This window comes from Kushneria aurantia DSM 21353 (assembly GCF_000382245.1).
In the GTDB taxonomy this organism is placed as follows: Bacteria; Pseudomonadota; Gammaproteobacteria; order Pseudomonadales; family Halomonadaceae; genus Kushneria; species Kushneria aurantia.
On sequence record NZ_KB907894.1, the window covers coordinates 15,034 to 28,744 of the forward strand.

Consider the following 13,711-nt stretch of genomic DNA (forward strand, 5'->3'; position numbering starts at 1 on the left):
GAGAAGCGCTGAATAAATCGCCGAACGAGATGAAGGGCAAGGCGCACGGAACGCAGAAGGTGAGACATAACATGGGGTTAGGCGAGCCTTCGAGTACCGCGCAACGTAGTCATTCGCTCGTGCAGGCATTTATGCAGTGGTTCCCAAGGGAAAGGAGTCCCCATGTCCACACCGCTGATCGTAATCCTCGCCGACCAGCTCACCCTCGACCTGCCGGTGCTCGCAGGCGCGCCCGAAGATGCCGTGGTGGCACTGATGGAGGTCGATGGAGGTCGGTCAGGAAGGCCGCTACGTGCCCCATCACCCGCAGAAGATCGCCTTTCTATTCTCCGCCATGCGCCATTTTGCCGGCGAGCTGGAGAAAAAAGGCTTTCGGGTCCACTACAGCCACCTCGATGACAAGGACAACTGCCAGGACCTGCTCGAAGAGGCCGAGCGGCTGGCAGGCCGCTACCGCTGCGACGACATTCGCGTCACGGCGCCCGGCGAGTGGCGGCTGGCCGAGCGCATCCGCAAGCGTCGCGGCACTATCAGCTGGCACCGGGTCGCCGACGACCGCTTCTTCTGTAGCTTTGACGCCTTCGCCGAGTGGGCCGACGGCCGCCAGCGCTTTCGCATGGAGCACTTCTACCGCTGGATGCGCCGTGAAACCGGTATTCTGATGGACGACGACGGCGAACCGCTGGGCGGCAAGTGGAACTTCGACCACGACAACCGCGAACCGCTGCCAAAGCAGCTCGATGTGCCCTGCCCGGTCGAGCACCGCGCCGACGACATCACCCGTGAGGTGATCGAACTGGTAGGCACGCATTTCGGCGAGCATTTCGGCAACCTCGAACACTTCAACTGGCCGGTCACGCGCCGCCAGGCGCTGAGCGACCTGCGCCACTTCATCGAGCGCTGTCTGCCACGTTTTGGCGACTACCAGGACGCCATCAGCGACGACCACGCCTTCCTCTACCACTCGCGGCTTTCGGGCGCGCTCAACGCCGGCCTTTTGCGCCCGCGCGAGGTCTGCGAGGCCGCCGAACAGGCGTATCACGACGGCAGCGCGCCGATCAACGCGGTGGAGGGCTTCATCCGTCAGATTCTCGGCTGGCGCGAGTTCGTACGCGGCATCTACTGGCTCAACATGCCGGACTACAAGCGCGAAAACCGGCTCGAAGCGGACCGCGACCTGCCCGCCTTCTACTGGAGCGGCAACACCGACATGCGCTGCATGCGCCGCGCCATCGAGATGACCCGCAACCACGCCTACGCCCACCACATCCAGCGCCTGATGGTGACCGGCAACTTCGCCCTGCTGTGCGGCGTCAAACCCGAGGCGCTGTGCGACTGGTACCTGTCGGTCTACATCGACGCCTACGAATGGGTAGAGCTGCCCAATACCCTGGGCATGGTGCTCTACGCCGACGGCGGCTATCTCGGCTCCAAACCCTACTGCGCCTCGGGCAAATACATCGACCGCATGTCGGATCACTGCCGCCAGTGTCGCTACGATGTCAAAAAGAGCATCGGTGAGGACGCCTGCCCCTTCAACAGCCTCTACTGGTACTTTCTGGAGCGCCATGAAAAACAGCTGGCCGGCAATCAGCGCATGAAGCTGATCTATGGCTCGCTGCATAAAATGAAGGATGACAAAAGAAAAGCCCTGCGCGAGCAGGCGCAGGACTTTCTGGATTCACTGGAGTACGCGCCGGCCTATGGCCGCGGTGAGCACCTGCAGGGGTATCGGCGGGCCAAAACCGCAGGGTAGACAGCAAAACGGCGATAGTCGACGGCGCCGTACCAACAGCCTAAAAAGCAGCGCCGGCATCTGCCGGCGCTTTGTACTACTGACTGATGGCTCAGTGCGTTTCAGATCGCCATTCGCAGCGGCGCGTTGTCGTCGAGATGTATCAGCCGCCGGCTGGTGGCCCCACCCTCTTCCTCATCGGGATGGCGAACGATCCATGCGCGGCGCAGCCCAACGCCCTGAAGTTCGTCCACCGCCTCATCGATGGAGCGGAACAGACGCGGCTTGCCGCGACGGCTGAGGCAGCGCTGCTGGCCGTCGTCGGTGATACATTCGATCTGATAGATATGGCTCAGTGAGCTGCGCACCACCCTGATTTCCATATCGGGATGTCGCGCGGCGGCGTGCTGTAGTTGATGTAGTTCCATGGTCACTCCCGGGGTTCGATGACGCGGTCAATCTCCCTCCCGCGTCCTGCTTGTCGCATTGCGTCTTCGTTTCATTGCAATATTAGTCTGACGACATCAAGTGACGCTTTAATGTCAGCTGATGGCGCTGAGGCCCGGCTTCAGGAGCGGGCAAGCCGATGATCGAAAAGGCGCCGCTGGGGCTCGCTCATCAGTCCTCGGGCGCGCTCGATATGCGCCTTTCCAAGCCCTGCCAGGCGCAGGGTGGCGGCATCGAGCCAGCGCGGGTCGTCAAAGAGGTTGTTCGGCAATGCAGCCCGGCGAGGCAGTTCACCGAGCTGCCAGAGATAGTCGGCCGGAACGCCACTGCCGGGCGGCGTGGCGATCATATGATGATAGGCCGGCGCCGGCGGCAGTTGATCGACCGAAAAGAGCCCTTTTTGCGCATGGAAGGGGTGAATCAGCGTGATACTGGCGGGGCGGCGCGCCAGCAGGCGCTCGGCGAGACTGTCGCCGTCGCTACCGCCAGCGCGCGCCAGATGGCGCAGGCCGAAGATCAACAGCGCACGCCGCCCGCGCCCCAGCACCTCGCGTTCGATGCACTCGACGTAGCGCGCCTCGCGCTCGCGGTGCGCCGCCGCAAAGGCTTCGGCATCCAGATGACGCCAGTCGACCGGCGGCTCGGCCAGCACGACCCGAAGCGGCGAGTGCGGCGCGCGGCGGCGATTGAGGGCGCGAATGCGCTCGAAAAAGCGCACATAGACCGGTGCGCTCCAGAGCAGAAAGTAGAGGGTGTCGCGGCGTACGGCGTCGATATCCTCGACATTTTCACCTGAAATGTAGCGGTCGATCAGGGCCTGATGCTGGCTGGCGCCGAACTCCACCACGATATCGTCGAAGCTGCCGGCCAGCGCCGGCGACTCGATCAATTCACACCAGGCCTCGAGCACCGCCGGGCACCAGTGAATCTCGCCCAGCCCGACCAGCGGCGCGCGTTCGAGCGCTGCCGCCAGCGTCTCGAAAGGGTCGAGGCCGGCGCTCATCCAGCCGCCCCGGCATACCGACGGCGCAGTGCGGCGACAAGGTCGTCGGCGATGGCCTGCAACCGCCGGGGGTGCATCAGCTGCGGATGAGTGGCGTCGAGGTCACGATTGATCAGCTCCCCGCCCAGAAACGGCCGCCAGGCTTCTCGGTCGAGCCAGACTTCGGCGCGCGGTGCGGCGGCGGTGAAAAAGTGCATATCGCCACCGAAGCGTTGGTGGCGGGTATCACGCACCAGCCGGCTATTGTTGATCACCACATCGACCAGCGCCTCCAGGATGGCGGCGTCGAGCTGGCCCAGTGCACTGCCCTCGCGACGCAGCAGCGCAATCACCGCCGCGCGGTTCAGCTCGCCTTCCCCTTCGGTTTCGTTGTCCAGCTCGACCCCGGCGATGCGCAGCAGTGCGGTGAGCGCCATACGCTCGTCGGGCGGCGTCATGTCGCGCCACAGGTCCGCCGGGTAAGCATCCAGCAGCGCCAGCAGTTCGACCTCCTCGCCCTCGGCCTCCAGAATCGCCGCCATGGTGTGGGCGATCATGCCGCCCACCGACCAGCCCAGCAGCCGCCAACGGCCGCTGCTGTTCACCCGCCGCGCCTGTTCAATGTAGTCTCGCGCCATCTCGTCCATGCTGGCGGGCCGCGTTTCGCCCGCATGCAGTCCGCGTGCCTGCAGGCCGTAGAGGGGGTAGTCAGCGGGCAGCGCGCGTGCCAGCCCGGCGTAACACCAGGCCAGCCCGCCGGCGGGATGAATGCAGAAAAGCGGCGCCTGGCTGCCGGCCTCGCGCAGCGGCAGTAACACGCCGAGACCGTGCCGGCCGGCGCCGTCGCCCTCCAGAGCGTCGAGTGCCATCACCGTGGGCGCTTCGAAAAGCGCTGCCACCGTTAACGCCGACCCCAGCGTCTGGTTGAGACGGCGTACCAGTTCGACGGCGCTGAGTGAGTGGCCGCCAAGGTCGAAGAAGTTATCCTCGACCCCGACCCGCGCCAGGCCCAGCACCTCGGCGAACAGTTCAGCGATCTGCTGCTGGCGCGGCGTAGCCGGCAGTCCGGCCCCCACCGCCTGCTGCGGCGGTGCCGGCAGCGCCTTGCGGTCGAGCTTGCCGTTGGCGCTCAGCGGCAGTGCCGTCAGCGGCACGAAAACGCCCGGCACCATATAGTCCGGCAGCCTTGCCGCCAGCTCTCGTTTGAGGGTTTCGGGCTCGACCTCGAAGCCGGCCGCGGCCACCACCCAGGCCACCAGACGCGCCTCGCCGGCGCTGCCCTGCACATCAACCGCCACCTGCGCGATGGCGTCACAGCACAGCAGTGCCGCCTCGATCTCGCCGAGTTCGAGGCGCTGGCCGCGCAGCTTGACCTGATGATCCAGCCGGCCGAGGTATTCAAGTTCGCCGTCGGCGCGCCAGCGGGCCAAATCGCCGCTGCGATAGAGCCGCGAGTACGGCGCCAGCGCCGGCTGCTCGACAAAGCGTTCGGCGGTGAGTTCGGGCTGACCCAGATAGCCGCGAGAGAGATTGCGCCCGGCAATATAGAGCTCACCGCTGACCCCCGGCGGCAGCGGCTGCAGCCGCTCGTCCAGCACGTGCAGGCGGGTATTCCAGATCGGCGCGCCGATCGGCACACCGGCCAGCGCACCGTCCTGCGGCGTGCAGCGGTGGGCGCTGACGTCTACCGCCGCCTCGGTAGGGCCGTAAAGGTTGTGCAGCTCGACACTCGGCAGACGGGCGAAAAAACGCCGCACCAGTTCACCGGTCAGCGCCTCGCCGCTGACGAACACCTGCCGCAGCGCTGTCATGCGTGCGGTGTCCGCCGCGCTCAGTTCGGCCAGCCACAGCGCCAGCATGGAGGGCACGAAATGCAGCGTGGTGACCGCCTCGGCGATAACCGTGTCGATCAGATAGCGCGGGTCACGGTGGCCCGCCTCCTGCGCCATCACCAGACTGGCGCCGCCGATCATCGGCCACAGAAACTCCCATACCGAGACGTCGAAGCCGTTGGGAGTTTTCTGCAGCACCCGGTCGCCGACGTCCAGCGCGTAGGCGCCCTGCATCCACAGCAGGCGATTGACGATGGCGTGCTGCTCGACCACCACCCCCTTGGGCCGGCCGGTGGAGCCGGAGGTAAAGAGAATATAAGCGGCCAGCGCCGGGGCGCGACGCGGGTCATCGCTCGCCAGCGGTTTCAGCGGCGCGCCGGCCGTCGCCAGTTCGGCAGCCAGCGGCGGCGCATCGAGCTGTATCGCGGGAGCACCGGACAGGCGTGCGCTTTCGGCGTTATGGGTCAGCACCAGCCGCGGCGTGGCGCGCTCGACCATCTCCGCCAGGCGCGCGTCGGGATAGGCCAGCGGCAACGGCAGCCAGGCGGCGCCGACATGATGGATGGCCAGCAGCGCGACCTGCATATCAAGCGAGCGCGGCAGCAGTACACCTACCGCCTCACCGGGCAGCACGCCCGCCCTGCGCAGGTGCGTCGCCAGCGCTTCGACGCGCGCGCCAAGGGCGGCATAGTCAAGCGTTTCGCCATCGGCACGCAGGGCGACGTGGTGCGGCGTGGCGGCCACCCGGCGCTCGAACAGCGTCGCCATATGGGTCGTCTCGACCGCGTGATCGGTGGCGTTGAAGGCCGCCAGTGCCCGGCGGTCGGCCTCGCTGGTCAGTTCGAGCTTCGCCAGCGGGGTATCCAGCGAAGCGACGAACTCGAGCAGCCAGTGGCGCAGCCGTTCGAGATGGCGCTCGGTATCCGCGCCACTGAACAGTGCCGGGTTGGCATCCAGCGCCAGCCGCATGGCGTCGCTGTCACCGCCCAGGTAGACGGAGAACACCAGCTCCTCCACCGGGCCAGCCACCAGGTGGTGTTTCGCCACCCGGCAGCCGGGCCACTGGCCGGCGGGGTCGAAAGGCAACACATTGACCTGCATGCCCTGCAGCGGCCGCCGACCCGGGCGGCGGCCCAGATCGCGCAGCAGCCACTCGTGGCGGTAGCGCTGATGGCGGCGCATGCCGCCCAGCGCCTCGGCGGCCTCGCCGCACCAGTTGGCGGGGGTCGCCTCGAAGCCGCTGGCAAGCCGCAGCGGCAGCAGGTTGACCTGCGTCATGGGGGTTTTCAGCGCCGCGCCCTGCAGACGTCCCATCATGGGGATGCCGAGGGTGATGTCGGCACGGCCGCTCATGCGCGCATACCAGCTGCCGGCCGCCGCCATGATCGCTTCGGCGAGTCCGATGCGACGGCCGTCGCAACACTGCCGAAAGCGCCAGGTGGCTTCGGCACCAACGCCCAGCTCGCGGCGATGGGCGTATGCCGAAGCGGGGGCAAAGCGGCCGGCGGGAGAGACCGGCTCGGGAGCATCGCTGAGTCGCTGATGCCAGTAGCGGCGATCCGTTTCGAAGGCGCTGTCGTCGAGATAGCGCTGCTCCTCCTCGACCACCCGGTCGATACCGCCATACCACGCCGTTCTGGCTTGAGTACCCTTGACCAGAGCGGCGTAGTGCTCGGCGGCACGCTGCTGAATCAGCGCGAAGGCCCAGGCGTCCGCGGCGATGTGGTGCATATTGAGCCACCACAGCAGATGGTCGTCGGCCACCCACCACAGTGCCTGGCGCGCCAGCGGCCCACGCTCGAGCTCGAAAGGCTGCTCGCGCCGCTGGGCCATCTCGCGGAAGGCGCGCTTGCGGGGTTCAGGGTCGTCGCGCAGATCGATCACTGCAACGTCCGGCGCGCGGCGTGTCGCGGGGGCGACCAGCCGTCGAGGGCCCCGTTCATCCTCGACGAAGCGCTCGAACGACGACTGCGTCTCCTCGAGGGCAAGGGCGGTGGCGCGAGCCAGCTGCCGCGGATCAATCGCGCCGCGTATTTCAAGGCACTGCGCCGTCGCGTAGCCACCCTGCTCACGGCTGCTCTGCTGGCCGTACCAGATGCCGGCCTGACCACCTCCGAGGGCGCGGGAAGCGGTACTGTTCATGAAGTCGTCATTGGCTGCTGTATGGATCCTGCTGCGCGAGTCGCGGAAAGTGCCGGCGAGGGAGAAGCCGGCTGGCTTGAGCAGAATTTAAATAACAATGCGTCTCATTTCAAACCGGACGCATCCGACCGCCGCAACGGCAGCCGGCCGCGCCCTCAGTCACGATTGAATGTCGAGGGGTCGATCGCCACCCCCAGCGAACGCCGATCAATCCAGCGTCCCGCCTTTGTTTCCTTGTAGCGAAAAACGACATAGTCGCCGATGGCGACCGGCAGCTCGGACTCCTCGACCTGATAGCTGTAGACCTCACCGTTCACGGTCAGGGTATGGCGATACAGATCGGGCATGCCCAACCACTCCTTGAAGGGCCCTTCGGTCTCGACACTCTCCAGTGTGCCGCGCGCTTCCAGCCGCGGCTGGCGACGGCCGCCACGGCGATATCCTGATGGCATGGTGACTCCTGTCAGAAGAAATGGGTCAAATAGGCTGTCCACCGCTCGGACGAGCGGCGCCTTACTCTTCGTACTGGCCGTAGCTTTCGGGAGCGAGGTCCTCGAAGCGGGTATATTTGCCGATAAAGGCCATGTGCACGGTACCGATAGGCCCGTTACGCTGCTTGCCGATGATCAACTCGGCCAGCCCCTTGTTGTCGGGGTTGTCCTTGTTGTAGACCTCGTCGCGGTAAACGAAGGTGATCAGGTCTGCATCCTGTTCTATCGCGCCGGAGTTATGGCTGACGATACCGTCGGCAAGCCAGCAGGCGTTTCCCGGCACGGTCAGATCGAAAACCTCCTCCTCACCACAGGCGCGAATCTCGACGACCTTGTCCCACAACAGATCGCTGGACGCTGCCTGTTTCAGCGTCGCGTCCTGCAGCACATCGGCATAGCTCTCGAGCGTCTGCCGCGACGGAGCAAAGCGGAAATGAGAGGAACCGCCATAGGCGGTACCACGCATCGCAGCCATTTGCCGATGTCTGACCTTTTTTTCCGCCATGGCTTGTCTGACGTGTTCAAAGACTTCTTGCGGCAGAGTATCGAGATTGGTATTGGCACGAATGCTGCTTTCCCTGCAACGTTCGAGCGCCTGCTGCTGGTGACCGAATCCCCCGATCCGCTCGGCGAAACGCCGCTGCTGGTCCGAACCGGAAACGTCAGCGGTGTACCACCCTTTACCTGCCCCCGATACGATGTGACGAATTCTCGCCACAATGGCGAAACGCAGCAGCAGCGCCGCCACATCATCGATCAGACGCCGGCTGACGGTCGAGAAAAAGATCCGCGTGCGTCCAGCGTGTGTCGTGGTGACACTGCCGTCAGTGGCCCATAGATGGCGCAGAAAGAGCGCAAGCTGGTCGTTGGCAAGCTGGAACACCTCGTCGGGCACATGCTTTTCGGCGGAGCGCTGGCCGAAAACGCCCAGCGACTTCAACCAACGCCCCACCCCCAGTGGATGCCAGCGATTGCCATTACCCGCGATCACCAGTTGATGCCAGTTGCCCCGCCCCGCATGGCGAGTCACGCTTGAACCAAACTGCTCTGCAGCACATCTGACCGCCTCGCTGTTGGCTTCGCTGGCGGTGGTATAACGCAGAGGCTGTCCCTTGACATAGCTGCCATCACCCAGCAAATGGGCCATCAGCACAATCGCATGCTCCTTCCAAACCCGTGTGGTGCCGGGTTCGGGTAGCACTCTAGCCACCGCAAGGCGGTCACCCACTTCGAGGCTGTCGACCCTTTTCCAGTCCCGGAAGGCCCTGAGGCGATGCTCGGAGGTAGCGCGAAGGCGCCGGCCACTGGCAAGGGAAACCTCATAAACCGGCCTGATACCTACCGACCACACCAAATCGGAAGTCGAAAACTGAAGCCTGTTGTCATCGCCCAGCGACACCACCTCGGGGGTCTGACCCACCAGCTCGCGTATCGGCCTGCGCTCTCCGTTCGACAACATCACCAGCGTATCGCCGCTGACACACTCACGCAGATCCGACATTACCGGGCGCTTGTTGGGACGCTGCTCCAGCGAGCGGTTGAGCTGCGAAAGCGCCACCACCGGGCAGTTGAATTCGCGCGCCAAGCCTTTCAGCGAGCGCGAGATTTCGGATATTTCGGCGGTACGGTTCTCGGCGAAACCGGGCACCTGCATCAGCTGCAGATAGTCGATCATGATCATGCCGATGCCGCCCGAATCGCGGGCGATACGGCGCGCGCGCGAGCGCATCTCGTTGGGCGACAGCCCCGGGGTATCGTCGACATAGAGCTGGCGATCCTTGAGCAGATTGACCGCCGAGGTCAGGCGCGGCCAGTCGTCGTCCTCCAGTTGGCCGTTGCGCACCCGGGTCTGGTCGATGCGCCCCAGCGACGAGATCATGCGCAGCATCAGCGATTCCGCCGGCATCTCCATCGAGAAGACCACCACCGACTTTTCGCTGCTGACCACGGCGTGCTCGACCAGGTTCATGGCGAAGGTGGTCTTGCCCATCGACGGGCGGCCGGCGACGATCACCAGATCGGAAGGTTGCAGCCCCGAGGTCATGTCGTCGAGATCGCGAAAACCGGTGGAAAGCCCGGTCATCTGGCCCTTGAGGTTGAACAGCTCGTCGATGCGATCCACTGCCTTGCTCAGCAGATCGCTCATGCCGATAGCGCCGCCACTCCTGGGCCGCGACTCGGCGATCTGAAAGACCAGCCGCTCGGCTTCGTTGACCAGTTCGTCGGCGCTGCGCCCCTGGGGGTTGAAGGCACCTTCGGCGATCTGATTGGCGGCAGTGATCAGCTTGCGCAGCGTGGCGCGCTCGCGAACGATATCGGCGTAGGCGCGGATATTGCTCGCCGAGGGGGTATTGCGCGCCAGCTCGGCCAGATAGGAGAGCCCGCCGACCCGTTCCAGCCGATCGTGGGACTCGAGCTCCTCGGAAAGCGTTACCACGTCCAGCGGCCGCCCCGCTTCGGCCAGCCGCGTCATGGCGTTATAAACGTCACGGTGCTCGATGCGATAGAAATCGTCGCTGACCAGCCGTTCGGCGATCTCGTCCCAGGCACGATTGTCGAGCATCAGGCCGCCCAGTACCGACTGCTCGGCCTCGAGGGAGTGCGGCGGTATCTTGAGCGCCGCCGTCTCCTGATCCGCTTCGATCACTTCGCTCATGGCAGTTCTGCTACTCCAGGGCAGGGCTGAAACAGGGATAACCAGGACGCTCGGCGGTCACCGGCAGAAAGACCATAGCCTACGCCCGCCCGCGCTACGCTGTCATCCAACGTGCGGTTTCCCGGCTCTCCCCACTTTTCCCCAGCGGGTTGCACAAGCGATTGATGAGACAGGAAAAATGCCCGGCCACCAATGAGATCGGAATTTCCCCTACGGTATCATGTTATCTACCACAACCCCATGAACCAAAAGGAAAATTCCAATTTCTCAGAATGACCGATCTGATGCCAAATGGAAAGTACATCTGCCTTGCTGGTGTGACGGCCTCTCCCGGTGCCTGTCACGACCGGCGTTGATGACAAGCGTGATCAACACTGACGGAGCACAGCCAGTTCAGCATGCTGCGTCGAACTAAGGCGCCATTCGTTGGCAGCCATCCGGCAACACGGTCTTCAGGTCCTCGCTCCAGCACGACCAATCAAAGCCGACGAGAATATTCTGCTCATCAAATACAGGATACGGCGTCATGGTCAGACTCTGACCAGCGTGGCTGTAGCCCACAAAGGTATAACGAAGCTCACCCTCGATGCCAAGTTGGATGTTGGCATGCAGATCGTCAGTACTACGGAGCATGCCGATACCCAGTTGATCAAGCGTCTCGGGCCAAACCTTCTCGCGCAGTGCAAAGGCCGTGACCGCCGCCTGATCCGAATCGGTCTGAGCGACAAAATTTGCCAGCTGCGTTCTGGATTGATACGCCTGAAATTCATCCCAGCCAATCGCAATAGAAAGCCCGATAATCATTAGATAGACCATGACGTCTGCCCCGCCAAAGCCGGGAATTCGCGGAAAAAAGGCAGCGAAACACCATGCCAACGGATGACGACGCGGCTGTGCTGGCTCCTCACCCTCGGCGAGCCGGAGGATGGCATGGGCGCGCTTGGTGCTCCAGGGGTAATCGCCGATCAGTTCATGCAGTGATGTCCAGAATCCCTTGAGATCGTGACGCTGCGCAGCGTACGCCGATAGGTTGAGCGTTTTCCAGCGCGACTCGCCGGCGGCCAACGCCGACACCGCGGCAAAGGCGGCGTCCGGATCCTGGCAGCAGGCCAGCCCATAGCGGTCGCAGGTATATTCACAGGCGCGTTGATAGGCGGCGCCGAGTAGCGGTAGCCAGCCGGCGATGGCGAGTATCGGCCCCAGAGCCAGGTGCTTGCGTTGGATATGACCCAGTTCATGGCCGATATAGAAGCGCAACGCCTCGGGACGCTCGGCGAGGGCATCGACCACCGAAGAGAACAGCACCACATAGTGGCGGCGCAAAAAACGGGTGGCCAGGGCGTTGAACAGGCCATCGGCGTGCAGCAGGTAAACCTGCGGCGGTGTCTCGATCCCCAGCGTCCAGCAGCAGGCCTCAATGTCCGCCGCCAGCTCCGGATACTGCTCCGCGCTGATTTTGACGCCGTTGCCACGAATCATGGCGATGAATGCCGAGTGTGCGAAGAACACAACCAGCCCGACCAGCAGCAGATAGATCAGGATAAGTCCCAGCGAGACCAGCGAGAGGCTAATCCACAGGATGCTGGCGATCACCATGAGCAGTACGAAGCGCCGACGCTCGCCCGGGTAGACCAGAGAAAAGTTCATCGTTGTTCCCTTGAAGGCTCTCTTTTTATATGCCGCTGGCGCGTCCGCCCCGCCTGCGTCAACCGTCACCGCTGATAATACGCGACCTGCGCGCCCATCGCGCGCGGGACCATGCGCTGATCTGTCACTTGCCGCTATGGGGTGATTATGGGGTTATGTAGCGGCATAGTGATGCTGGCGTTTGCGTGCTGAGCATGCGACTGAAGTCAGCTTACCTCGGCGGTGGCATTCGATGCTAATCGCAACCTGGGCATTGCATTGCTTCAAGATAATCAGGGGTTCGATATCTGCCTGATGAAACATCGAGTCGATCAGCAGGTATACTGCAATCTACCCATTCAATATAGCATTAGGCACTTCATTCTCAGCCACCGTGCTGATCGATTGCGGAGGATATAGCGGATGAAACCCTTGATCTGGATAGTGCTGGCAGGCCTGTCGATCGCACCCACAAGCTGGGCCTCGCCGACACCACCCCGTCTGCCCGCAGAAATGGTCATGGTCGCTCCGCCATTGGAGAGCGTAGGCGCGGGCCTCGAAATTCAGCGTCTCGTGCATGGGCAGTTCGAGCAGGAAGGTGGCCGGATCCTGGCGTTGTTGCATCTCATCCGGCGCCCGCTCGGGGAGCCGCCGACCTGTCGGCCAGGCGCTGACGGCTGCTTGCCCAATGTGTCTGATTCGTTGACGCTGCGACTTAATACCCATGATCGTGAGTCGCCAGCGACGACACTGCCCCGAGTTCGCGGTGAGCCTATTACCGATTCGAGTTCCACACGAACGCCCATTTTCCGCGACATGTTCCAGTTGCTGGCCGTTGGAGCTCTCGACATTCAGCACCGAGGCAATACCTGGACGATGACTGATGAGAGTGGTGTCACCACGACATGGAAGCCGATGAGCCTCGAGCAGGCATCGAACGCTTCCTATTTCGTCCAAACCCTGACGCCGCCTGCCTATGCGATCGAGCAGTGCGTCGCGGCCCAACTGTCTGACGCTTATGCGACCCAATCACCTACCGCTGCCCAGAGCGAACTTCTTGATGCGGTATCGATAATCTCAGCGCCGGAGCGTCTACGCGATAGTGACGATTCGAGTCGATATGAGCAGGCCGCACTCGTGAAATTCGCAGCCCAACTGCTTGCCGGATCGGATGACGTGCCGGACACTCCCGCCGATTTCGTCTCCACCCCGCCCTACGCCGCTATGGCACGGGACGCCGAGTCGCGTGCTCTGCTGATGAATAATGCCGAGCGGATCAGCAGTGCCTCACGCTACCTGCGCCGGCTTGATCGACTTTCCCACAGCGATACACCGGATGCGCAAGAACGCATTATCTGCGGCGACCTGGTCACACTGGACTCGCCCTGAGCGCTGCCGTCACAAATCGGTTTGAGTCCCGGCCCCAGCCACAGGGCATTTTTCCCCATTTCATCAATCGATTGTGCAACCCGCTGAGGAAAATGGGGAGAGCCCGGAAGAGAGTTTCATACGGCTACGATCGAGTAGGAGGGGGAGTTGCCTCCCCCGTCCTCTCACACCACCGGGCAAACGGATCCGTACCACGGCGGTTCCTGTCCCCCATTATTGTTGGGCTGAGCTTCGTTCCGCTGAATTCGCCCACCTGTGCGCTCTGAGCGCTTCGACAGTCTTTGGGCTTCCGGCCCGCCATACAGTTATCGAGAGCCCTCCGGGGAGGCTTCTGCTCGTACACATCAGAGAGCGGTCAACTGTCCACTCGTGACAGGTTCAGCCCTTCAGCTCCTGGTTAGAGAGCCTACT

The 13,711-nt window shown here is 63.5% G+C and carries 8 protein-coding genes; 2 read left to right on the forward strand and 6 right to left on the reverse strand.

Going from position 1 to position 13,711, the window contains the following annotated elements:
• The first annotated feature begins 265 nt into the window (after positions 1–265).
• Entirely contained in the window at positions 266–1,756 is a 1,491-nt protein-coding gene (locus H146_RS20060) for a cryptochrome/photolyase family protein (protein ID WP_019952997.1), read from the forward strand.
• A 101-nt stretch (positions 1,757–1,857) separates the two neighbouring features.
• On the opposite strand, the gene H146_RS19710 is transcribed toward H146_RS20060, so the two are convergent.
• The 6 genes from H146_RS19710 to H146_RS0116545 all read right to left on the reverse strand — a co-directional run bounded on the left by H146_RS19710 (position 1,858) and on the right by H146_RS0116545 (position 11,932).
• Entirely contained in the window at positions 1,858–2,163 is a 306-nt protein-coding gene (locus tag H146_RS19710; protein ID WP_019952998.1) for a hypothetical protein, read from the reverse strand.
• A gap of 140 nt (positions 2,164–2,303) precedes the next feature.
• Positions 2,304–3,185 (reverse strand): hypothetical protein, encoded by an 882-nt coding sequence (locus H146_RS0116525; protein WP_019952999.1) that lies wholly within the window; start codon positions 3,183–3,185, stop codon positions 2,304–2,306.
• Complete coding sequence (locus H146_RS19715; RefSeq protein WP_019953000.1) at positions 3,182–7,138, reverse strand: non-ribosomal peptide synthetase; 3,957 nt, start codon at positions 7,136–7,138, stop codon at positions 3,182–3,184. Before H146_RS19715 ends, H146_RS0116525 begins: the two co-directional genes overlap by 4 nt.
• Before the next feature lie 155 nt (positions 7,139–7,293).
• The gene (locus H146_RS0116535; protein WP_019953001.1) at positions 7,294–7,590 is read right to left on the reverse strand and encodes a hypothetical protein; all 297 of its coding nucleotides are present in this window, start codon (positions 7,588–7,590) and stop codon (positions 7,294–7,296) included.
• Between the two features lie 61 nt (positions 7,591–7,651).
• Positions 7,652–10,285 carry a replicative DNA helicase gene (locus H146_RS0116540; protein WP_019953002.1) on the reverse strand — a complete coding sequence of 878 codons (2,634 nt, stop codon included), beginning with the start codon at positions 10,283–10,285 and terminating at the stop codon, positions 7,652–7,654.
• 411 nt (positions 10,286–10,696) lie between these two features.
• The gene (locus H146_RS0116545; protein ID WP_019953003.1) at positions 10,697–11,932 is read right to left on the reverse strand and encodes a M48 family metallopeptidase; all 1,236 of its coding nucleotides are present in this window, start codon (positions 11,930–11,932) and stop codon (positions 10,697–10,699) included.
• Positions 11,933–12,334: 402 nt separating this feature from the next.
• Between H146_RS0116545 and H146_RS0116550 the strand changes: the two genes are divergently transcribed.
• On the forward strand, positions 12,335–13,300 hold the full coding sequence (locus tag H146_RS0116550; RefSeq protein WP_019953004.1) for a hypothetical protein: 966 nt from the start codon (positions 12,335–12,337) through the stop codon (positions 13,298–13,300).
• Positions 13,301–13,711: the final 411 nt, after the last annotated feature.